Raw genomic sequence first — 24290 nt, 5'->3', positions numbered from 1 at the left:
TATAAGAAAAAAACACAAGAAAAAGAACTTGTACAGTAACGACAGGATTACTAAAACAAGTGTACAGTTAGAACTAGGATTATAAACAATAACTGTACAGTTATGGTAGGACGAGACACAGTGGTCGCATAGTGATCGCATAGTGGTCGCATAATGGTCGCATCAAAAAAGGTCTAAACTATGTGACCATTATGCGACCACTATGCGACCATTATGCGACCACTCAAATTTTTTCGCCAAAAATAAGCTAATATTCAACCAATTAACCTCCCTGATAAATCACCAAAATCTACAATTTATACTAACCTAACTCCTATACACATCCATTCACTTTCTAAAGGGTTTTAAGTGTAACATTAACAGACTATAAAAATGGAATATTGGAAACTTTCTCAATATCAAACTCCATAAAAAAACCATCCACAAACAAGAAGTTTCCATAATAAAACGAATTTAAATCAGTAATATCAAGGCTTTAGCTAGAACTAAAAAACTTACTACACAGTTAAAGTTTCCCCAATTATTAAGTAAACTTTGAAACTACAAAAGTTTCCATATTATATTTGCCTCACAAAATAACGAAACAATGGAAACTCAAATATTAGAAAAAGCAACTCAAATGTTCCTTCTCCAAGGATTTAAAACTGTAACAATGGACGACATCGCATCTGAGTTAAGCATTTCGAAGAAGACTATCTACCAACATTTCTCTTCCAAGCCAGAATTGATAGAAAAAGCCTTAGCGAGTATTAACGCCAAATTTTTACAACAATTAGAGTTAACCGTAAAAGAAGACAGAGAAGCTATCCCCGAATTACTAGCTGCATTTGATGATATCAACGATATATTCTTAGTAGACTCATCAGGTTGTTTCTACCAGTTGTCTAAATATTATCCTAAGCTAGCACAAAAACAAAAAGTCTTTCACGAAAAGAAATATGTAAAAATATTAGAGAAGAACTTAGAAAAAGGAATTAGAGAAGGAGTATATCGATCTGACATAGACGTAGACTTCATCGCTAGATTTCACATTGCCTCACTAACAGCCATAGAGGATCTAGACTACTTCCCTGAATCTGATTATACACATATAGAAATACACTCCTTACACTTAGAATATCACATCAGAAGTATCGCTACTGATAAAGGCTTAAAAATGTATAAAGACCTAATCCAGAATAAAAAACAATGAAAACGATAAAGATCACGCTATTAGCACTAATCTCTGCTTTTATCGCTCATGCTCAAGAGACTCTTACACTTAAAGATGCTCTAAAATATGCGTTAGAACACAAGGCAGAGGCTAAACAAGCGACTCTAGATATAGAGAATAGCCAGTATCAGATAGAGGAAGTAAGAGCGAATGCTTTACCTCGTATAGATATAGAGGCTAATGTCCTAAATAACGTGAAGATACAAGAGATGCCACTGACTATGGGTGGGCAAACGCAAATGATCCCCTTTAATCTAAAGTGGAATTCAAACGTTTCGGCTACAGCTTCTCAGGTTCTCTTTAATCAAGCAGTCTTTATGGGACTTAAAGCTGCTAGATCAGCTAAAGAGTTTTATATTATCAATAAGACGCTAACCGATGAGCAGATTATAGAGAAAGTAGCGAGTACCTATTATCAAGTATATCAGACGAAGGCTATGCTTAATACGATAGAAACCACAATAGAGAGTACCACTAAAATTAAGGATATTATAGAGAATCTACACAAAAATGGATTAGCTACTCAGATAGATTTAGATCGTACTAAAGTAAGTCTAAGCAACATCAAGGCTACAAGACAGAAGATTATTAATGCTATTGATTTACAAGAGAATGCACTTAAATTCTTTATGGGAATGGATGTCAATACTCCTATTATTATGCCTGAAACAACATTTACTATAGATGAAAAAGGAATTCTAGCAGAAAACAGAATAGAGAGCAGAACAGAGATTCACTTACTAGAGAAACAAAAAGACTTACTTGAATATAAGAGAAAATCAATAGTTGCAGATTACTATCCATCATTAGCAGCGTTCGGTAACTTCGCTTATCAAGGTATGGGAGATAAATTTCCTTGGGGAGGTTCACCCGCAGATAAAGTATATTGGACAAATAATTCAGCTGTAGGTCTACAATTAAAAATACCTGTATTTAGTGGATTTGCTACTCGTTCTAAAGTTAGACAAGTAGAAATCGAACAGAAAAAAGTAGATGTGCAAATAAACGATACTAAACAAGCCTTATCACTAGACTTTAGCAATGCACAGAAGTCTCTAGAGAATGCCATAATCACGATAGATATTCAGAAAGACAATGTCAGTCTAGCGAAAAGTATCCTATCTAATATTCAGAATAACTATAAAAATGGCTTAGCTACATTAACTGACCTACTTAATGCTGAGAATGCTTATACTGAAGCAGAAAACAACTATACAACCTCAATGTTAGATTATAAACTAGCAGAGATACAATTAGTAAAAGCACAAGGAGAACTTAAATCGTTATTAGATTAATCTAACATCATAAGAATATGAAAAAAGTAATTACAGCCCTAGTACTAGTTGTTTTAGTAGGAGGTCTTATCTATATATTATCAAGTAATAAAGCGAAGAACGATCAAGAAACAGCTATCGTAGCAGAACGCAGTGCAGAAGTAACGGTAAGAGCTGAACAAGCGAAATTACAGGTGTATGACGCTACTTACAAAGCTAATGGTAATTTCATACCAGAGCAAGAGGTAACCATCTCAGCAGAGACTCCAGGCCGTATTAATAAGTTATTAGTAGATGAAGGTAGCCGTGTACATAAAGGTCAGGTAATCGCAATAGTAAATAGCGATCAAATCAATGTACAAATCCAAAATGCAGAGGCTACTCTAGCTACGGCTAAAGCTGATGCTACTCGATTCGAAAGTGCATTTAAGACCGGTGGAGTGACTCAACAACAACTTGACCAAGTACGTCTAATGCTTAAAAATGCGGAGGCAAACTTAAAGTCAGCGCGTATCACAGCTTCTGATGCAAATGTAAAAGCGCCTATCAATGGTATTATCAATAAGAAACACGTAGAGCTAGGATCATTCGTAGCGCCCGGTGCTCCTCTATTTGATTTAGTAAACGTTGCACAACTTAAATTAAGAGTGAATGTAGACGAGAGTCACGTAGCTAATCTTAAAGAAGGGGATATCATCACAGTTAAGGCAAGTGTACTACCTAACGATACATTCCAAGGAAAGGTAACCTTCATCGCTCCTAAGGCAGATGCTGCGCTTAACTATCCTGTGGACTTATTAATCGCTAATAACCAAGAGAACAAATTAAGAGCAGGTATGTATGGTTCGGCTATTTTTGATGGAGAGAAGGATGCTGATACTCCTATCTTATTAGTACCTCGTAATGCGTTCGTAGGAAGTGTAAGTTCTAATCTAGTCTACACAATCGTACAAGGTAAAGCCATCTCTAAGAAAGTAGTTGCAGGTCGTAATTTCGGAGACTTCGTAGAAGTACTTGAAGGTCTACAAGACGGTGAGACAGTAATTACTTCAGGGCAAATTAACTTGACAGAGAACACACCTGTATCTATCATTAAATAACATCCTCTAAAACCAAAGGATCGACTTATGAAAATAGCCGAAATATCAATAAAACGTCCTAGTATAATTATAGTATTGTTTATCGCATTACTACTAGGTGGTTTATTTAGTTATAAAAATCTGAGTTACGAATTAGTTCCTAAGTTTGAAGTAAACGTAATTACAGTTGCCACAGTATATCCCGGAGCTTCGCCTTCTGAGATAGAGAACACTGTGACAAAGAAAATAGAAGATGCTGTAGCCTCACTAGAGAATGTGAAGAAGGTAGAAGCGATGTCATTCGAGAGTTTATCTACCGTAATGATTTATTTAAACTCTACTGCTAATGTTGATTTATCCTTAAATGATGCACAGCGTAAGATCAATGCTATTCTGAAGGATCTACCTAAAGATGTAGACCCTCCTTCCCTACAGAAGTATTCTCTAAGTGACTTGCCTATCTTGACACTAAGTATCACGAGTGACTTGACAGAAAAAGAACTATATGATTTATTAGATAAGAAGATACAGCCTATATTCTCTCGTGTAAACGGGGTAGCTAAGGTAGAGCTTATCGGGGGTGAAGAAAGACAGATACAAGTACTTCTTGACCCTAAGAAATTAGAAGCATACGGATTAAGTGTACCGATGGTACAGCAGATCATCTTAGGATCTAACTTAGACTTCCCTACAGGTAATGTCAAGTCTAAAGACAAACAAACTATCATCCGCCTAGAGGGGAAATATAAGAATGTACAAGAGATGCGTGACTTAGTGATAGCATCTCAAGGAGGTATAGATATACGCTTAGGTGATGTAGCGGATGTACAAGATGGTATTAAAGAGATCGAGAAAATCGCTCGTCTTAATCAAAAGTCAACGATATTAATGCAAGTCATCAAACAGTCTGATGCCAATGCAGTAACCGTAAGTGAGCTGACTCACGAAACGATAAAAGAAGTAGAGAATAACTATAAAGATCAAAACATAAATATTAAAGTAGCGAATGATTCGTCTGAGTTTACCTTAGAGGCAGCTAATGCTGTGATGTTTGACTTGTTCTTAGCGATTGTATTAGTGGCATTCGTAATGTTATTCTTCTTACACAGTTTTAGAAATGCGATTATCGTAATGGTAGCGATACCTTTATCATTGATTGCTACATTCATTGGAATATATTTACTAGGATATACCCTGAATTTACTGAGTCTTCTAGCACTATCACTAGTAGTGGGAATCTTGGTCGATGACGCCATCGTAGTTATCGAGAACATTCACCGCCATATGGAGATGGGGAAAAATAAAGTACGTGCCTCTTATGATGGAGCGAAAGAGATAGGATTTACAGTTACAGCGATTACATTAGTTATCGTGGTGGTATTCTTACCTATCGCCATGTCATCAGGTCTAGTGCCGAATATCATTAAACAGTTCTGTGTAACTGTAATTATAGCTACTTTATTATCGCTATTAGTATCATTTACCATCGTACCTTGGTTATTCTCTAGATATGGACGTATCGAGGTGATTAAGCCATCTACATTCTTTGGTAAGATTATACACGGTTTTGAGAAGGGATTAAATGCGTTCACACATACTATATCTAATCTATTAGTATGGTCGTTAAACTCTACTAAGAATACTATTATCGTGATTATCATCGTAGCCTTATCATTCTTTGGTTCGATAGCGTTGTTGCCGATGGGATATATCGGAGCAGAGTTCTTCCCTAAGACAGATAAGGGAGAATTCTTAGTACAATTAGAATTAGATAAAGATGCGTCACTTCAACAGACGAATAAAGTAACTCAAAGAGTAGAAGACTTCTTAAGTACTAAACCAGAGGTGGTAGATATGATCACTACAGTAGGTCAGTCTTCTGAAGGATATGGAGGAGCGCAAGCTACTAAATACAAGTCTGAGATACACGTTATCTTAACAGATAAGAAGCAACGTAAGGAGAACTCATTCGTATATGCGGCAAAGTTAAAGAACGAGTTGACACCACTTATTGCAGATGCTAAGATAAAGACAGTACCAGTAGGATTAATCGGAGCTGAAGAGGCACCACTAGCATTAACAGTAACAGGAGCTACCTTAGACGATGCGATGGACTTCGCTATCCAAGCAAAGGACTTGCTAGACAAGATACCAGGTACGATGGAGACCAAACTAACGACTGAGACAGGTAGTCCAGAGATTAACGTACAGGTGAACCGTGATAAGATGGCAGCGTTAGGACTAGATATGTACACTGTGGGTATGACTATGCAGACAGCGTTTAATGGGAATAAAGATGGTAAGTTTAGAGCAGGTGAGTATGAATACGACATCAATATTAGGTTCCAAGAATACGCGAGAACAACTATCGATGACGTAAAAGAAATCAGTTTTAAAAACAACGTCGGTCAAGACATTAAACTAGTCCAATTCGCTGATATTAAATACAGTTCAGGGCCTTCTATCTTAGAGCGTAGAGATAAGAGTCCATCAGTGACCATCAAGTCTCAAACAATAGGTCGTGCTCCAGGTGCTATAGCCGAAGAGTGGGTACCACAGTTTGAAACCTTAAAGATAAAACCAGGAGTAAAATACCTATGGACAGGTACGATGGAGGATCAAGAAGAAGGATTCGGTACATTAGGAGTGGCTTTATTAGCGGCTATTATATTAGTATACCTAGTGATGGTAGCCCTATATGATAGTTTCTCTAAGCCATTTATAGTTATCTTCTCTGTACCATTGTCATTCATTGGAGCCTTATTAGCACTGGCTATCGCTAATATATCACTGAATATCTTCACGATATTAGGGATCATTATGCTAATCGGTCTAGTGTGTAAGAATACCATCCTACTAGTCGACTTTGCTAATCACAGAGTACAGGCAGGAGACAGTGTACACGATGCGCTAATCGCGGCTAACCACGCTCGTCTTCGCCCTATCTTAATGACGACTATCGCAATGGTTATAGGGATGGTGCCTATTGCCTTAGCGAGTGGTGCGGGAGCTGAGATGAACAATGGATTAGCTGTAGTAATCATCGGAGGGCTGTTATCTTCCTTATTATTAACCTTAGTAATCGTGCCTATTATATACTCTATCTTCGACAAAATCGGTAATCGATTTGGAAAGAAAGAAAAGGTAAATTACGAACACTTAATGAATGCAGATTACGATTATAATGAAGGGTTCATAGATGAATTCGCTTCTAAACATGTTGACCACAAATAGAATTACATATTATAACAACAACCAAATGCAATGGGGTGAGATAAATGTCTCACCCTTTTTTTATATCTCGAAGTTATGATGTGGCTAAATATTAACTCTTGACTTTATTAATCTATATTAACTTCTATCTAGTCTCAAATTATTACTTTTAGAAAATATTTAAAACCAAATTCTCTAGTGAATACTTCTTATATACAAGTCTACTCTCTAAGCGACATCACTAATCGCTATAAGAATGTCTTAACGGACAGAAGGCTAGCTATCTTAGATATTGGCCCGAAGCATAAACAATACTTCGTAGTGGATAAACCATATCAGTTTACCACTTTTGGACTTATACTAGTGACGGGAGGGAGATGCGAAATCACGATTAACCTAGAGCCTACTATCGTAAAGAAGGACGACTTACTAGTAGTACTTCCTAATCAATTCTTTGAAATTAAAAGATTGACAGAAGACTTCTCTGTTAAGGCAGTATTCATAGATCCTGATCTATTCTCAGAAGCAGGCTTTCAAGTCAAATCTCATAGTTTAATCTCATTCTTATCTTCGGAATATCCAAAGGTAATTTCCTTAACGAAAGATGTAGTTAGAGTAATCAGAAATACACTAAAGAGATTAACACAACTTAGCTATAACAACGATAATATCTATGGGAAAAACCTCATCGTGCATCACTTCTCTATTTTGATGTATGAGTTAGGCAACTTCTATAGCAAAGCTGTTCTAGAGAAAAATGATATCAAGCTACAACGCAAAGAAGAATTAGTGAAGAAATTTATCTATCTAGTTTCTATTCATTTTAAAAAAGAACGCAGTGTACAGTTCTATGCTGACGCTATGTTTATCAGTAGAAAACACTTAACAAAGGTAGTGGCAGAAGTATTTCACAAAACACCAAAGCAAATCATCTCTGACACGATAATTCTAGAAGCTAAAGTCTTACTTAAAAACCCTAAGTCATCTATCACGGATATTGTCAGTGAATTAAACTTCGCAGACTTATCTGTATTCAGTAAGTTCTTTAAAACCTATACGGGTGTATCTCCTACGGATTATAAGAATACCTAGTTAAGCCCTGAATCAACGTTAGCTAAATACTATAAATTTCCTACTTCATAGCTCTTTCATTAGTCCTTGAGGCAAATTATAATATACTTAAGTCACTAATTTTATCCTATTTTGTATAATTACTTTTCGTTTCTATGTTTATCCCTAATTCTGGGTTAAATTATTTAGAAGGTTTTGGTATAAAAGCGTCTTTTAAACAATTTTAAACGTTTAATTATCTATTCAAAAGTGTCGTAATATTCGGATATTTGAAGTGCAAATACTAACAATGACAAGAGTTGAGGCAAAACAACTCACTTGAAATAAAGACGCATAACAATATGAGTAATACAACAACCTCCAAAACTATATACGCCAACATAACAGCCATAGGAGGATATGTCCCGGAACACAAAAGAACCAATGACTATCTAGCCAAAGTGACAGATACTAATGATGAATGGATCATTAAACGCACTGGTATAAAAGAACGCAGAATACTTGAGAAAGGCCTAGCTACTTCAGATATGGCTGTATCTGCTATAGAAGACCTACTTGCTAATTATAACAAAAAGATTACAGATATAGATGCTATTATCGTCGCTACATCTACGCCGGATATGCCGATGCCTGCAACAGCTAATATCATTTGCGAAAAGTTAGGTATCGACCACGTATGGGGATTCGATGTGAATGCTGCTTGCTCTGGATTCTTATATGCGCTAGACTTAGGAGCGTCTCTAGTAGAGAGTCAACGCTATAAAAACGTAGTTGTAATCGGTGCTGATAAGATAAGTGCTTATGTGAATATCAACGATCGTTCTACGAATATCTTATTTGGAGATGGTGCAGGTGCCGTATGGTTAGAACCCTCTAAAGAAACAGGTGTTATAGATGCATTAATGCAAAGCAACGGGCAAGGAAAGGCTTTCTTAAACATAGAAGCTGGAGGTTCATTATATCCTTACTCTGAGCTAGAAGAAGATGACGATAAGAAGTATATCAAACAGGATGGTAAGGTAGTATTTAAACAAGCGATACAATCTATGAGTGAAGCTTGCCTAGATGTTCTAGATCGAAACAACCTAACTATAGATGATGTGAATTGGTTAGTACCTCATCAAGCAAATAAGCGAATTATAGATGCTGTCGGTAAACAGATCAATATACAGGAGGATAAGACACTAGTAAATATCGCTAACTACGGTAATACTATAGCCGCTACTATTCCTCTGTGCATTTGGGAAAATACAAACAAAATCAAAAAAGGAGATTTAGTACTACTAACTGCTTTCGGAGCAGGCTTCTCGTGGGGAGCAAGTATCTTACGCTGGTCTATCTAAGAAATTACCACATATAAAAAAACCTCAAGGTAGAAATATACTACTTTGAGGTTTTTTTTATCTATTCTTATTGGATATTGAGATCATACTAATCTCAATACATATACTTCTAGTTAATAAATATTAACTTAAATTCAGATTAAAGAAACTTGGCAGGATATTCAATTCCCTTAGCATCTAAGAATGCTAATAGCTCCTTATGTTTACTTTCAATATCGAAAATACACTCACAAGATATCGGACATATAACTGCTGGAGATATCTCTAATATCTTCGCTATCTCGTGTAATACCTCATTTTTTAATCTTGTCTTTCCACTCTCTATATCAGAATATGCCTTTTGTGATATTCCTAATTTCTCAGCTACATACTCTTGTGAATAGCCTGAATTTTTTCTTATACTTTTTATCTTATCTGCATCCATAGCTGTTTACTTTTAATCTGACGTTCTTCTAAACTACTAAATTTCAACTTAATTCTCAAACAAAAGTACCACTTTTCTACTTAAAAAGTAAAACATATCAAAAATATACTTAATTTTGTATTACAAATTTTCATAAACAACAAGCCAAGTCTAGCTCAAAGTGATTATAATTTCATATTGAATATATCTAATCATATAAACTAGCCTTAGAAAACTGCTTTTCCCTAAGCAGTTTTCTCTGTTTATAGACCTTACTGTTTCTCCATATTGTTCATTTTTATAAAATCCACTGTTCGATAATGAACAACACCATCATTACACAAAAACACAACAAACTATAAAACAACATCTTACGTTTTTTATTTATTATTGGCACACAAATAGAATTATCATTTACAACTAACAATCATTTAGAAACAATGAAAACTCTATTTATCTCAACTGCATTATTCTTAACAGCTTTAAGCGTAAGTGCACAAAATAATATAAAAGGCATAGTACAAGCAACAGATAAAACTCCTGTAGACATAGCAGAGGTTTATCTAATAGATACAAATGGAAACTTAGTACAGTCAGCCCTTACTAATGAAAACGGTACATTCGAAATACACGATATAGCTAATAATACTTACTCTTTCCAGATCCATAGCTATGGTGTGAAAGCGTATGATAAGAATATAGAGGTAAATAAAGACCTTGATCTAGGGATAATATCTATAGAACAAGATACTAAACTTGACGAAATAGTAGTAGAGTCAACAAAGAAAGTATTCGAACGAAAAGTAGACCGTACAGTATTCAATATCGAGAACTCTGTACACGCTACGAATAACGATGCTGTAGATTTATTAAAACTTACACCAAGTCTAAAAGTAGACAATGAAACAATCTCTATAGTTGGTAAAAGTGGGGTGCGTGTGATGATCAACGACAAACTAATTCAATTATCTGGTGAACAATTACTACAGTACTTAAAAAGTATCCCTTCTGACAATATCAAGAAGATAGAAGTAATCACAACTCCACCTGCTAAATATGAGGCAGAGGGAGACAGTGGACTTATTAACATTGTACTAAAAGAAGCGTTACCTGATGCGTGGAGTAATCAAATCAGCGCTGGTTATAAACAAAGTACAAAAAATTTGTTTAGATTAAGTAATAGTTTTAGCTATAATAAAGACAAAGTATCTATTAAAGCTGGAGTAACAGGAACAAAAGGTGGCTATAACGTAATAGAGAATTCTACAGTGTACTACCCTACTGAGACTTGGAATGGAAAGAATACTCGCTATAACAATAACGACTACATCTCTGGTAACTTCCAAGTTGACTATCAACTGACAGAAAAGACTTCTATAGGTGGTCAGTATAATGGAGGAAGCGGAAGTCCTAAATTTGATGATGGAGGACTTATAACTGTTAATAACCTTGTTGATAACCCTATAAAATATGTTAGAAGTCACGCAGATAATGATGGAGTTAATAACACTCACTCAGCTAACGTAAATTTTATGCATAAGATTGATACAGTAGGAACTAAGTTTACTGCTGATGTGGACTATTTCAGTTTTGTGAATAACAAAGAGCGACTTTTCAACACAAAAACAGAAGCTGTTGATAACTCTGTTAACAACCTGTTCATAGCTAAGTCAGCAGGTGACCAAAAAATAGAAAACTTCAGTGCTAAAATAGACTTCGAACAACCGCTGAAATGGGCTAAGTTATCGTATGGTGCGAAAGCGAGTTTCGTAGTAACAAAAAATAAAACAAACTTCATTGACTACTCATCAGGAGTAGCCATAGAAGACTTAAAACAAAAGGACAACTTCGAATACAAAGAGAACACACAAGCGGTGTACTTAAATGCGTCTAGAGAATTTAATGATAAATGGACAGTACAGTTAGGATTAAGACTAGAGAACACTCAGACTACGGGTACATCTGTAGTTTATGATACAGAGAATAAGAAAACCTATACGAAGCTATTCCCTACGGTATATATAGCATATAAAGTGAATGATGACAACACCTTCTCTATTAACTATAACAGACGTATCGCTAGACCGGCATTCTGGGAATTAAATCCTTTTAAATGGTATATCACGGAGTACAGTGTGGCACAAGGTAATCCTTCTATCTCACCTGCTTTTACAGATAAAATAGAGTTTAATTACACATATAAAAGCAAATTAGACTTTAATATGTCTTACTCTAATACAAAAGACAATTTTACTCAGTACCCTGTAATTGATGTGGATAATAATAAAACGCTTTACTTACGTGATAACGTAGAAAATCCCACAAGATACAGTGCTAATTTAAGCTATACATTTAATACCTTCCCTTGGTTACAATCTCAAAATGGTATCTATGTATTCTATGCAGAATCTAAACTTAGCAAAGATGTGAACTTAGACATGAATAGTGGAGGGGGATATTACTTCTCAACTAATAACACATTAAACTTAAATGCGTCTAAAACATGGACTGCTCAAGTAGACTTCTGGTACCAACCGAGTCTAAAAATTAGTATATGGGAAATAACTCAGGTTTATGCATTAAACTTAGGGATAAAATACGCTATGTTAGATAAAAAGCTAAACCTATCAATATATGCTAATGACATATTAAAGACTAGTTCACATACAGCTATTACAAATACAAATAATGTACGTCAAGAATATTATAACTACTATGATCAACGTTATGTAAATGTAGGAGTGAGTTACTCATTCGGAAATAGCAAAATAAAAGTAAGAGACCACCAAGGAGGTAACTCTGATGAAAAAGACAGAAAATAAGAATACACAAAGAATTACTACTAACTAACGATGAAAAAACTATTTACATTACTATTAACTATCCTGTGTAGTCAGATCATACTAGCCCAGTCTTCTATAAAGGGGACTGTGTTAGACCAGGTCAATAAGCCTATGGACTATGCTGAAATACAACTACTACACCCTGATGAGACTTTCGTAAAACAAAGTTTTACCAATGAGGCAGGGCTATTCACTATAGAAAATGTGGTAAACGGCAATTACATATTTAAAATCTATTACTTAGGCCATTTAGTCAATGAACAGAAACTAGAAGTAAATAGTAATGTAGATCTTAAGAACATCCTTATTAAGAATGAACAACAGCTAGACGAGATCGTACTAACTGCTGAAAAGAGATTAGTGGAGCGCAAGGTGGATAGACTAGTCTATAACACAGCGAATAGCGTAGCTTCACAAGGAATGGATGCCTTAGAAGCTTTAGCAACTACACCTATGGTGAAAGTACAGAATGACAAGATTAGTATCAGTGGTAAAAGCAATGTACGCATTATGGTAGACGATAGAATGCTAGAACTACAGGGTGATGCTCTGACTAATTACCTACGCACACTGCGCTCTGATGATATAGAAAAAATAGAGGTTATCACTACTCCTTCTGCCAAGTATGAAGCTAGTGGTAATGCAGGTATCATTAACATCGTACTGAAAAAGAATAAACGCATGGGGATGTACGGAACAGTTAGTTCTAACTATGCTTATAATAATTATAATACTGTTGGTAGTAATGGTAGCTTAAACTATCAGAACAAAAAATGGAGTGTAATGCTAAAAGGCAACATCAATAATAGCAACAGTGCTAATACAAATAATAATACTTATAAAGATGATAAAAGGTCTCTAGATAACCACTCTGAGAATAATCAGATATACAAAAATAGAGGAGCGAGTCTTACGACCAACTATCAATTAACTGACAATGCTGTTATAGGCGGATCTTATAATTACACTAGATCTACTGGAGAACCAAGTGCAATAACTACTTCTACATATAAGAGCCACCCATTTGCAGTAACTGATTCAATTATTAATTCGGTAAACCAATCCGACACTAAGAATAACTATCACACAGCTAACTTATTCTTTGATCAGAAACTTGACACTTTAGGTAGTAAACTAGCTATTGGTGCCAACTATTTCTCTAATTCACCTGATCAGTATTTTGATATTAAAGAATATGATAATAGCTCTATTCTTAGAAGATATAACACCTATACCAATACACTTAAATATAGTGTATACAGTGTAAATGCTGACTTAAACTATCACTTTTCTTGGGCAGATGTTGAATTAGGTACAAAGTATACTACTTATGACAATAAAGCTCAAGTAGTCTATTTTAATATTAAGGATGGAAATGCGCTATTAGATCCTCTTAAGAGTAATCGTTTTAATTATACAGAGGACAACTATGCAGGATATATTAGTTTAACGAAGAAACTATCTGATAAATGGAGCGTTAAAGGAGGAATGCGCTATGAACAAACAGAAGCAAAAGGACACCTATTAGACACGGATGAGAAGTTCACAAAGTCGTATGGCAAATGGTTTCCTACTGCATATATATCTTATACTCCTAATGAGACTCATACATTTAGTTTTAACTACTCTAAACGTATCAATAGACCTTATTCTAACGCGTTAAATCCCTTTAAGTACTATTCTAATAGCTACACATATCACCAAGGTAATCCTGAACTTAATCCTTCTTATACTAATAATTATGAATTAAGTTATGTGTTTAAAGGAGCATTATCTGTAAACCTTAATTACTATCATATGACAGATCAATTTGATTATATGAATAGGTATGTAGATGGTGTATTTGTGAGTTCAACTTATAATATGCTGAACAGTGATAACTATGGTATTGATGTATCTTATAATAATGTAATTACAGCTTGGTGGGAAACAAATACTGGTTTGGAATATATACAGTCTTCACCATATTACAGAAATGCAAATGCAACACAGATAGGATTTAAAGGAAATCTATTTGATTATTATTCACAGAATACATTCTCTGTTAATAGCTCTAAAACATTAAAATTATTACTTAACTGGTATCATCAAATACCACATAAAGAAGACAACACACAGTATAGTTCATATAGCTCATTAACATTAGGAGCTAAATTAGCGTTACTAGACAAAAAACTGAATATTAACGTGAATATGCAAGACATCTTTAACACAGGAAAAAGTAATGGAACATCGTACTATAAAGAAAACGTACAGACATTTAGCAACTCGTGGAACTCTCGTCGATTCAGTATAAGTGCGTCATACACTTTCGGTAACTCTAAAAACAAAAAAGATATAAAAGAAGCAGTCTTCGAAGATAAAAATAGAAGCAATTAGTTAGTTAGATTTTCTTATTACCAAAAAAGCTAGTATCTCATCAATACTAGCTTTTTTTATTTATCTCCTAAGAAAACACTACTTTAAAGCACTTTCTATCAAAGTATTATAATTTATTATAGTTCAGCATTTCTACCTTCTATCTTATTATTAGCCTTGAATTGCTTCACGTTATCTAATGTCACATAAGCAATCTGAGATAATGCTTCATCCGTAAAGAACGCTTGGTGAGCAGTTACTAATACATTCGGGAAAGACGTTAACAACTGCAAACGCTCATCTTCTAAGATAGTTCCCGATAAATCTCTAAAGAATACTTTCTCTTCTTGTTCATATACATCTATTCCTAAAGCACCTATTTTTTTACTTCTCAACGCCTGAATAATAGCATGTGTATCGATAAGTTTACCTCTACTCGTATTGATTAACATCACACCATCTTTCATCTTATTGATATTCTCTTCATTAATAATATGAAGTGTCTCAGGAGTCAATGGACAGTGTAGAGAGATGATATCAGACTTAGAGAATAACTCATCTAATTCTACATAACGTACAATCCCATCTTTAAGTAGCTCCTCATTTTGATAAATATCATAAGCTAATACTTCTGTTCCTAAGGCTTTCATCATACGGCAGAATACCGCTCCGATATTACCTGTACCGATGATACCTACAGTCTTTTTATAAATATTCGTACCCAATAATCCGTTTAATGAGAAGTTCTGTTCTCTGACACGGTTATATGCTTTGTGAATCTTTCTGTTGATCGTAAATAACATCGCAAGCGTATGCTCAGCTACAGCTTCTGGCGAATACACAGGTACACGACATACTCTTATATTATGTTTATGTGCTGCTTCTAAATCTACATTATTAAAACCTGCGCAACGCAGTGCTATGTATTTAACCTTTTTGCTTACAAGGCTTTCTATCACCTCAGCATCTACCTTATCATTTACGAATACACAGACTACATCTGTTCCTTCTGTGATGATATTAACCGTTTGTTCATCTAAACCAGTTTCGAAATACTCAAACTCAAATCCAAATTGCTTATTTTCTTTATCAAAGAAAGTTACATCATAAGGTTGTGTTGAAAAAAAGGCAATCTTCATATCTTACTATTTTTATATTATTACTATTCAAAGTAGAAACAAAGTCATTGCTTTATTTCACCTATTAAAGTTACTGATAAAAAACCACTATAACACAATTTGCGACTTCTTTTAAGCCAAAAACTGCCAATTTCGAATAGCCTTCCCTATAACAATAACCTGTTCTACTAGAATGGCTAATCATTATTCATTCTATTCAATATTATATACTTTAAAACACTTCCTTAAACTCAACTTTACCAACCACTTACAAAACATATAAATACAACGAAACACATAAGGCTGTAAAGAGTTTGTATTAATAATATTTTCTACTAAAGACGTAGTACTTACAATATTTTTTCATTATTTTGTAGACTTTCTCGAACCCTATTAAAATAAGCCTTTTCGCTAGTAAAATGATTGCAAAAATTCAACTTAAATTAAATAATGACGTACTGCTTACAGTCATAAAAATGGTAAAGCATACGGATGATTATCTTGTAGAAAACGTAACTGACGCGTTGCTAATAAGCATCAAAGAAGATTTAATAAACAAGTTAGAAGACAAAGCAAAAACAATACAGAAACAGGTCTCTATCTTAGATCACAACAAGAAGCATTCGCTTGTTTTAAAGTACCACGAAGCTTATTCTCTATACAAGTTATTAGACGCTGTATATGAGAAACAACTATTTAGTGATAACTTACACATCAAAAAGATCAAAAGACTCATTACTGAACTTAATAATAAACTTGATATTTTCGCCAAAGAAGAAGATATTACGATTATAGATGAGGATCTTCAAGATGATGTAATTACAGAGGACATTATAGAGGTAAACCAAGAGAAAAAGCTAGTATTAGAAGGATATGAAGAGAACACAACTACTAATACAGACCAAATAGAAATACCTATCTTATTTGATTTAACAGAGGCTTTCTCTGAAGAAGAAGTAAGCGATGAAGTTATTCAAGAGAATAACCTAATTGACTTTACACCTACTACAGAAGCTTCAGAAATCTTCTCTACTTTAGAAACAACTGAAGAAGCAACTCTAAGTAATAAGGAGTTATTCGAAGAAGAAACTAGTATAAAAGAACAACCATTTACTACTAATGATGAGACAGAACAGTCTATTATGCCATTAGAATCTGTAGCGGAGGTAGAAATAGAGTTGCAAACTATAGCATTAGATAATACTACTGAAGAGCCTAAATCGGAAGAGTTTCCTACACAAGAAACAGTCTATACCACAGAGGAAGACTTGTTTATGCCAATAACGCCTGAGAGTCAGCCTAAGTTAGATTGGGAAAGAATAACTACGGAGGATAGTGTGGAAAGTGAAAACAAGAAGCCTGCTGTAGAAAAAGTATCATTCAGTAATCCGAAGTATAATGAGTTATTTAATATCGCCAAAACAGGGATTAATGTAGATGCAGATGATCTAGTAAATGCTCCTATAATAGAAAATACTAGTAACACTGTTCATTCAGATGATACTACGAGTATTCTTGTTGAAGAAGAAACACTACCTACTAAAGACGTAATGCAAATAGAGATATTCGATTTAGAAACGGTAGAACCTGATGCAAGCGAAAACAAACCTAAGAAAGACAAGAAAAAAGAAAAGAAGGTTTCGAAAATCGAACAAGCTGGTCAAATCAGTCTATTCTAACAAATTATATTTGACTCACAGTCAACAATACAATATATCTAAGCCACTCGATGAGTGGCTTTTTTTCAGTGAACCAAGCACATAAAAAAAGCAAGAACTATTTGAAACAGTCCTTGCCTTAGTATGTTGTATTTAGAAGAGGATTAACTTAATACTCCGTCTACTTCATCTTTAAAATTAGTATTGTTATTACGTACATCAAAACGAGCTGCATACTCATAAGCCGTTTCTTTAAAATAATTATACAAGTCTGCCTTTTGATATACACCTGATTCCTGATAATAAGGTAATAGTGGTGATAAACTTAATTCTATTTGCCCTTCTCCTTTAAATAAAGGAATCATGACCTTAGCGAAGTTATAAATATGTACATCCTCCGCTCCTATCTGCCATTCAGCTACACGACTAAAGAATGTCCATACTTCAGGATAATTAGTCTTATGCATATAAGATACTAATTGTCCCATAGAATAACCTACAGAGCTATCATATTGATCGTGTGCGTGATATTCTTCTAATGCTTTGTCAAAGTATATACTCGCTCTATCATCACCTGCATCATATAGCTTATTTGCAAAACTACAGAAAGTCTGAAACGGCATAGAATAACAAGTAAGCTTTTTATTAATCAAGTCTTGTGCTTTCACTAATGACTCATCTATAAAACCTAAATCAAGTAAAGTCTCTACCTTAGTATCTAATTCACACGCTGGGCAGTTAGCCATATCATCTATAATCTCCGCGTCAGCTAGCTCTATATACTCCTGAGCCAACTTATAGTCCCTTAAGTGAAGAGCATAACCCGTCACTACATTATAATAAGCACGATCACTATATCCGTTCTTTTTAAGACGTCTTCTTAAATCATCCCCTATCTCTTTAATTTGTTCGGTAGAGATAGCTGCATTGCGATATGCAGAACAATACATCCACTTATACTCCCATAGGAACTCCGATTCATCAAAATAATCTTCATTAGAATCACTCGCATTCAGTATCCAAGCAAATGCAGGAAAACTCTCTTCACATTTAGAAGTATTTCTCTCTTTCTGAATTAGTGTCAATCTCAGGTCAAATCCCCAATCCAAATCATTGTGTTTATCAGCAATGGCAATAGCTTCCTTTAAAGCTTTGACTTTGTCTGTAAAACTAGGTAATTCCTCTACTTTAAGTAGTATTTTCTGTATCTCTAGATTATAATTCATAACTATACTTTTATACCATTCATAACTTTTAATTCTATGTACTTTCTTGAGCAAAAATCACTACCATTTCGCTCATCGAATCTATGTCCGAGCTCTGTTGCTTGCTTGTCAAAATAGGTAAACAACTTACTCATATCATAAACACCTGTAGGCTCGTAATACGGCACTCTAGGTGATAAGGCAAGTTCTTTTGTCTTGTCTTTTGAGCAGATGATAGCAGCGTGCCTAGTCAACATAAAGTGCAAATCATCCTCTGCTCCTATTTCCCAATCAGCAATGCGTTCAAAGGTCTCCCAAAGCAACTCATCCTCTAACGCATACATCGTATACATAAAGCGAACCATACTATAAAGCATTGAACTATTAACTTCCTTTAAAGTTTCAAATGAAGCCTTCGCTTTATCTAAATAGATCTGCGCTCTAGCATCATTAGCTTTAGCCATACAATACCCCATCGCACAATAGGTCTCAAAAGGCAACGAAAAGTTCTTTAATTTCTTAAGCTCTACTTGCTCCATTAAAGTAATCGCCTCATCAAATCTCTTCATTAAGACTAGATTTTCGATGCGATAATCATACTCCATAATCTCTACATTCTCCTCGTCAAAAGGTTCCTGCATCGCAAGTTTGATATACTCCTCTCCTTTTACATAATCACCTAAATTCTGCACATACTCCGCCATAGTGAAGTAATATCCTCTTTTAGTAATCTGATTTCTATCTAATCTCAAGTACAAATCATCTGCAATAGCTTGAATTTGTTCTGTAGAAAGAGCGGCATTACTATAGGCAGAGCATAACATCCATTCGTATTCTAATAAAAACTCTGATTCATCAAATCGCTCAGGGTATTGATCACACAGATTTAATATCCAAGCAAAAGCCATTACACTCTCACCACAACTAGATGTAGCGCGCTCTTCGTGTATCAAACTATATCTTAAATCTACTCCCCACTCTAAATCATTATTCTTATCAGCTATCTGTATACCTTGACGGATTAGACTCATACATAACTCCGCATCCTCTATATTCTCGTCGATTTGTAACAGTAACCTTTGTATTTCTAAACGGTACATCATCTATTAAAACTTAGGTAAGAAATTAGACATCCCTAATATCATAAACTGATATAGTGCATCATTAAAAATATCCATTTCTTTCTTATTGATTGTATATCCACCTAACATCAGCGCCTGTACATATACAACATTAATCAAGGCTTCAAATAACTCTTCATCATCTATTAGCATCACCTTCTCTACTAACTCACTCTGTTGGTTAAAACACAGTGTAGGCATTACTTCCTCTTTCTTCTTAAAGTGTTGTAATGTGCTTGCGAATGGGTTAGCTGTCTGAGATAAACTCTGAATATTCTTAGAAGTCAATGCATCCTCATTCGCTATATAAATAGCTGTGGTATCCTTAGGTTCAAACCTCTTCACCTCAGCTCTACAGAAGTTTCTCTTCAGTATTTTATTAGCCTTCTCTATAAAACTATCGATACGCTGACTATCATCTATCGCATCTTCAAACTCTTCTAAAATATCATTAGGAGCAATACGCTCTAAACTCAACTCTGTATGAGATCGCTTTAACTTCTCGATTAGATCCGTCTCATAGCTATAAGCAGCATTTATCACTAACTTATTCTGAGAACCTGCGATACGACGTATCTGTCTATAATCATCTAAAGATGGTGTATAGTATATATTCTTATATGAACTCTTAATCTCACCGAATGCCATCATACCGTGATTGGTCTCAAATGGCAAATAGTCTTCGAACATCGTCATAATCTCATTATCAGAAGCTGCTAATGCTTTAATAAACATATGATGAATACTGATAATCTGCTCTAACACTTCTGGATTAGTAATAGACAATGTCTTTAAGTAATCTTTAAAACATTCGCTTAATTCTTTCTTTGCTTCCTGAAGAACAGTGTTGTTCATCAGTGACTCACGAGAAGCCGTAGGTTGTAACCCATTAGAGTTAAATATACAACGCACAAAAGAAGTCCACTCAGGCAATAGATTAGTCGCCTGATCACATAAATACATCTTCTTCAAGAATATCTTGTGTTCCTTAGTTGCTGTAGTATTTACCTTATTAGGGATAATATAAGCTACCCCCTGTATCTCACCTGCCTCAGAATAAAGCCTAAATGCGTCTAAGAACTTAGTCTTAAACACATCCTTACCATACGCCAATAACTCTTCTTTCGAGCTATTAGTATCTAACCAAACAGGATTGCCATCTAAGCATTGTTCTACCACTCCGTTCTCTATTAAGTTGACTTCGATTGGTAATGCACTTCCATAAAACAACACATTCTGCTTTACTTCATCACGCTTAAATAAACTACGCCAAGCCTTCTTAGCATCTAAGATTACTTTAGTACCGACCTCATCTAGTAGAGGTATTATCTCTACATCATAAGTACCATCTGCCCTACCTGTCCACCTTACAGATTCATCTTTATACAGTGATCTAGATTCCACTACGATAGCTTCACTCACCACTAGACAAGATAACAAGCCTATACCGAACTTACCGATCAAATCTTTGTCAGCTAATTCACCGCGTTTAGAACTCTGCCCGATTACAGATAGAAACTGGTGAACATCGTCCTGCGTAAGTCCCACACCATTATCTTTAAAGATAAGGCGTTCACCCTCGAATGTAATATCTATTTTTCCTTTGAAGCTTTCGTCAATTCCTTTGCGAACCGTTACGGCATCCATTCCGTTTTGTAGAAGTTCTCTGACGAATACTGTTGGTGAGCTATAAATATGCTCTGACAACAACTCTATCATTCCCTTCATATTAACTTGAAACTGGTATTGTTTCTGATTTTCCATTATCTTCTTCTTTTACGAGGACCTCCTACTAGCTTTTGTGCATCTTCATTTCCATTTTCAGCTGCCTGCTGATACCACTGCATTGCTGACTCATCACTTTGAGGAACTCCTTCCCCTTTTAAATAGCAGTTTGCTAATTCATATTGAGCCATATCTAAACCTGCTTCAGCAGCTTGTAATAAATAACTTACTCCATACTCAGCATCCTTCTCTGTACCTTCTCCTTTTACTAACATCGCCCCTACATATCCTACAGCCTCCATATTACCTCTATCGGCTACTTGTTTTAAATAGAAGAAAGCCTCTACTAAATCTCTTTCCGTACCATTGCCATAGAAATAACATAATCCTAAACGGAATATAGCTGAATCATACTGTCTATCTGCTGCTAGCTTATAATAATGAAACGCCTTAATATCATCTGTCTCTACCCCTAATCCGAATTGGTAACAGATACCTAATCCCTCAGACACGTAGTTTCTCTCTTCTGCCATCGTATAATATTCAAATGCCTTATCATACTCCTTCTCTTCTCCATATCCATATAAATAATAATCTCCAAGAGAAAGCATTCCTAAAGGCGATCCATTCTCTACAGATTTCTCAAACCATTCTTTTCCTTTTAGAGCATCTGTTTCAGCTAAGTATCCATAAGAATAATACACTCCTATTTTATACTGAGCATAATTAAATCCTGCTTCAGCACCTTGCATCATATACTCAAAGGCTTTTTCATAGTCCGGTTCTCCACCATCTATTCCTTCTTCATAAAACAAAGCGATATCTACATTAGCATCTACAAAACCTAACTCAAGCGCTTTACTAAACAACTCAAATGACTTCTGTAAGTTTACATCTCCACCAACTCCATATTTATAAAAACGAGCTAAGTTATATACTCCTTCAGACATATCTTGTTCTGCTGCTATCTCTATATAAGATCTAGCTTTATCATAATCTGCTTCTCCTAATGTACCATCCTCATAGATCATTCCTAAGCGAATAGCCGCATAAATATACCCATCATTTAAAGCCTCTTCATACAGAGTCACTGCTGCAGGTACATCTTGCTCTACACCTTCACCACGCTCTAATAACATCGCCATCTCCACTTTACAGTAGTTAGAGTTAAAGTATTCAATACCTTTCTCATAATACATGATCGCCTTTTCTAAATTAGGTTCTCCTGCATACCCAAAGCGATAGTAACGTCCTGCAACCTCAACACCTGAAGCATTATTACGCTCAGCCGCAAGTTCAAATAAATACAATGCTTTCTCATAGTCAGACTCCTCTTCGAACTCTGCATTCTGATATCCTAATCCTAATCGATAAGGAGCATAGTCATTACCTAATGCCATTGCTTGTTCTAATAAAGACTTAGCCTCTACTACATTTCGCTCTACTTCTTCAGAATCTAATAAGATAAAACCTTTCTCAGACATTGCTTTATCATATCCATACTCGATACCTCTGTCTAATAAACTTATCCCCTTAGCGATATCTTTATGATCTGTATTGTATAAATAGATAATTGCAAGTTCTAAAGTAGCTTCATTAGAGTAATACGAAATTGCGTTATCAAACATTTCAATACCCTTGTTGTCATTAGGTTCTAATCCCTCAGTACGCGGGTAGAAATAAGAATATCCTAATATGTATCCCGCATGTGCGATACCATAATCGTAAGCATCAGCAAGTAATTCTCTTCCTTGCTCTTCTGTATATCCCAGTCCTTCAAAGCGACCATTACATGCCATCATTCCTAATAGATATTTACTGTAAGCACTATTATTAGCTATTCCATCTTTTAATGCTGCTTCTGCTTTCTCATTATCATCTTCTCTTAGATAGTAATCTGCTAATATATATAAACCGCGTTTTTGGTTATTAATCAGATCATCATACTTCGTTAATACAGCCTTTCCTTCTTCTGCAGACCCACAGCTTCTAAATTCTATATTAAGCAAGAATAGATTAGCAATTTTAGCTCTCTTACCATGTGATGCAGATTCTATTAGTTTTATAGCTTCTTCTTCATTTTTCTCATATCCATTAGTACCATAGTACATTGCATACCCTGCATAACATTTACATAACTCATCTCCTAGAGCTAGTCCTATATTTAAGAACTTAGTCGCTCTGTCCTCATCTCTAAATCCGTATCTTGAATTAATAAATAATTCATATTGATAAGCATATGCTGCAGCATATCCACGTTCAATAAAGATTTCATTCAATGCTCTAACATCAGTAAACCACGCTTCATAGTCTTGATCATTTAAGCTCATACTACTGTGCATACAGTTAGAATCTTCATTAAGTTGATTATATAAACTCTCTATGATTTCGTTATTCTTCCCTATCTGTTCAGCTAACATACATACAGCATGTGCTCTATACCACTGATGAGGATCGCTATAGTCATTTTTATTTATAAACTCTTCTGCATGTTCTGTAATAGACTTACTGTCATTAGCAAACTCACTTACATAACTTAAATATTCTTGATTGAATTGTTTCATAACTATCTTTTTAACAATCTTACTTTTAGTTTTTGTTCGATTAAACACAAATGTAAGGAAATGGCAAATAACAATATTGATAAGATATTCTTAAATCAAATC

Annotated in this window: 15 protein-coding genes; 9 read left to right on the top strand and 6 right to left on the bottom strand. The window is 34.9% G+C overall.

What is annotated here, in order from left to right; translation table 11 throughout:
- Window positions 1–586 precede the first annotated feature (586 nt).
- The 6 genes from CF599_RS16095 to CF599_RS16070 all read left to right on the top strand — a co-directional run bounded on the left by CF599_RS16095 (window position 587) and on the right by CF599_RS16070 (window position 9193).
- Complete coding sequence (locus CF599_RS16095) at window positions 587–1192, top strand: TetR/AcrR family transcriptional regulator (RefSeq protein ID WP_121966997.1); 606 nt, start codon at window positions 587–589, stop codon at window positions 1190–1192.
- The gene (locus CF599_RS16090) at window positions 1189–2508 is read left to right on the top strand and encodes a TolC family protein (protein WP_121966996.1); all 1320 of its coding nucleotides are present in this window, start codon (window positions 1189–1191) and stop codon (window positions 2506–2508) included. The genes CF599_RS16095 and CF599_RS16090 overlap by 4 nt, the downstream gene beginning before the upstream one ends.
- A gap of 17 nt (window positions 2509–2525) precedes the next feature.
- A complete protein-coding gene (locus CF599_RS16085) occupies window positions 2526–3587 on the top strand; it encodes an efflux RND transporter periplasmic adaptor subunit (RefSeq protein ID WP_121966995.1) in 1062 nt (353 codons plus the stop codon).
- A gap of 27 nt (window positions 3588–3614) precedes the next feature.
- Window positions 3615–6800 (top strand): efflux RND transporter permease subunit, encoded by a 3186-nt coding sequence (locus CF599_RS16080; RefSeq protein ID WP_121966994.1) that lies wholly within the window; start codon window positions 3615–3617, stop codon window positions 6798–6800.
- 177 nt (window positions 6801–6977) lie between these two features.
- The gene (locus CF599_RS16075; RefSeq protein ID WP_121966993.1) at window positions 6978–7871 is read left to right on the top strand and encodes an AraC family transcriptional regulator; all 894 of its coding nucleotides are present in this window, start codon (window positions 6978–6980) and stop codon (window positions 7869–7871) included.
- Window positions 7872–8191: 320 nt separating this feature from the next.
- Complete coding sequence (locus CF599_RS16070) at window positions 8192–9193, top strand: beta-ketoacyl-ACP synthase III (protein ID WP_121966992.1); 1002 nt, start codon at window positions 8192–8194, stop codon at window positions 9191–9193.
- Between the two features lie 139 nt (window positions 9194–9332).
- On the opposite strand, the gene CF599_RS16065 is transcribed toward CF599_RS16070, so the two are convergent.
- Entirely contained in the window at window positions 9333–9617 is a 285-nt protein-coding gene (locus CF599_RS16065) for a helix-turn-helix domain-containing protein (protein WP_121966991.1), read from the bottom strand.
- A gap of 419 nt (window positions 9618–10036) precedes the next feature.
- Between CF599_RS16065 and CF599_RS16060 the strand changes: the two genes are divergently transcribed.
- Together CF599_RS16060 and CF599_RS16055 are read left to right on the top strand one after the other, a co-directional pair.
- Window positions 10037–12418, top strand: a complete 2382-nt coding sequence (locus CF599_RS16060; protein WP_121966990.1) for an outer membrane beta-barrel family protein — start codon at window positions 10037–10039, stop codon at window positions 12416–12418.
- 30 nt (window positions 12419–12448) lie between these two features.
- Entirely contained in the window at window positions 12449–14818 is a 2370-nt protein-coding gene (locus tag CF599_RS16055; protein ID WP_121966989.1) for an outer membrane beta-barrel family protein, read from the top strand.
- A gap of 116 nt (window positions 14819–14934) precedes the next feature.
- On the opposite strand, the gene CF599_RS16050 is transcribed toward CF599_RS16055, so the two are convergent.
- Window positions 14935–15936 (bottom strand): 2-hydroxyacid dehydrogenase, encoded by a 1002-nt coding sequence (locus CF599_RS16050; protein WP_121966988.1) that lies wholly within the window; start codon window positions 15934–15936, stop codon window positions 14935–14937.
- A gap of 455 nt (window positions 15937–16391) precedes the next feature.
- Between CF599_RS16050 and CF599_RS16045 the strand changes: the two genes are divergently transcribed.
- Window positions 16392–17594 carry a hypothetical protein gene (locus CF599_RS16045; protein ID WP_254050338.1) on the top strand — a complete coding sequence of 401 codons (1203 nt, stop codon included), beginning with the start codon at window positions 16392–16394 and terminating at the stop codon, window positions 17592–17594.
- Between the two features lie 143 nt (window positions 17595–17737).
- Here CF599_RS16045 and CF599_RS16040 read toward each other — a convergent pair whose 3' ends face one another.
- The 4 genes from CF599_RS16040 to CF599_RS16025 are packed head-to-tail and all read right to left on the bottom strand — an operon-like array spanning window position 17738 to window position 24188.
- Window positions 17738–18799 carry a hypothetical protein gene (locus tag CF599_RS16040; RefSeq protein WP_121966986.1) on the bottom strand — a complete coding sequence of 354 codons (1062 nt, stop codon included), beginning with the start codon at window positions 18797–18799 and terminating at the stop codon, window positions 17738–17740.
- A 2-nt stretch (window positions 18800–18801) separates the two neighbouring features.
- The gene (locus CF599_RS16035) at window positions 18802–19881 is read right to left on the bottom strand and encodes a hypothetical protein (RefSeq protein WP_254050337.1); all 1080 of its coding nucleotides are present in this window, start codon (window positions 19879–19881) and stop codon (window positions 18802–18804) included.
- Between the two features lie 3 nt (window positions 19882–19884).
- Window positions 19885–21663: an HSP90 family protein gene (locus CF599_RS16030; RefSeq protein WP_121966985.1), complete on the bottom strand. Its 1779-nt coding sequence runs from the start codon at window positions 21661–21663 to the stop codon at window positions 19885–19887.
- Window positions 21663–24188: a tetratricopeptide repeat protein gene (locus CF599_RS16025; protein ID WP_121967000.1), complete on the bottom strand. Its 2526-nt coding sequence runs from the start codon at window positions 24186–24188 to the stop codon at window positions 21663–21665. The genes CF599_RS16030 and CF599_RS16025 overlap by 1 nt, the downstream gene beginning before the upstream one ends.
- Window positions 24189–24290: the final 102 nt, after the last annotated feature.

This window comes from Myroides sp. N17-2, assembly GCF_002286775.1.
Lineage (GTDB): Bacteria > Bacteroidota > Bacteroidia > Flavobacteriales > Flavobacteriaceae > Flavobacterium.
This window is presented reverse-complemented; position numbering and strand designations above follow the sequence as displayed.

Bases quoted from the DNA above. Each gene is read 5' to 3' on its own strand.
- CF599_RS16055 (WP_121966989.1), top strand. From the start codon at position 12,449: ATGAAAAAACTATTTACATTACTATTAACTATCCTGTGTAGTCAGATC.
- CF599_RS16060 (WP_121966990.1), top strand. From the start codon at position 10,037: ATGAAAACTCTATTTATCTCAACTGCATTATTCTTAACAGCTTTAAGC.
- CF599_RS16095 (WP_121966997.1), top strand. From the start codon at position 587: ATGGAAACTCAAATATTAGAAAAAGCAACTCAAATGTTCCTTCTCCAA.
- CF599_RS16040 (WP_121966986.1), bottom strand. From the start codon at position 18,799: ATGAATTATAATCTAGAGATACAGAAAATACTACTTAAAGTAGAGGAA.
- CF599_RS16045 (WP_254050338.1), top strand. From the start codon at position 16,392: ATGGTAAAGCATACGGATGATTATCTTGTAGAAAACGTAACTGACGCG.
- CF599_RS16030 (WP_121966985.1), bottom strand. From the start codon at position 21,663: ATGGAAAATCAGAAACAATACCAGTTTCAAGTTAATATGAAGGGAATG.
- CF599_RS16035 (WP_254050337.1), bottom strand. From the start codon at position 19,881: ATGATGTACCGTTTAGAAATACAAAGGTTACTGTTACAAATCGACGAG.
- CF599_RS16090 (WP_121966996.1), top strand. From the start codon at position 1,189: ATGAAAACGATAAAGATCACGCTATTAGCACTAATCTCTGCTTTTATC.
- CF599_RS16065 (WP_121966991.1), bottom strand. From the start codon at position 9,617: ATGGATGCAGATAAGATAAAAAGTATAAGAAAAAATTCAGGCTATTCA.
- CF599_RS16070 (WP_121966992.1), top strand. From the start codon at position 8,192: ATGAGTAATACAACAACCTCCAAAACTATATACGCCAACATAACAGCC.
- CF599_RS16080 (WP_121966994.1), top strand. From the start codon at position 3,615: ATGAAAATAGCCGAAATATCAATAAAACGTCCTAGTATAATTATAGTA.
- CF599_RS16025 (WP_121967000.1), bottom strand. From the start codon at position 24,188: ATGAAACAATTCAATCAAGAATATTTAAGTTATGTAAGTGAGTTTGCT.
- CF599_RS16085 (WP_121966995.1), top strand. From the start codon at position 2,526: ATGAAAAAAGTAATTACAGCCCTAGTACTAGTTGTTTTAGTAGGAGGT.
- CF599_RS16050 (WP_121966988.1), bottom strand. From the start codon at position 15,936: ATGAAGATTGCCTTTTTTTCAACACAACCTTATGATGTAACTTTCTTT.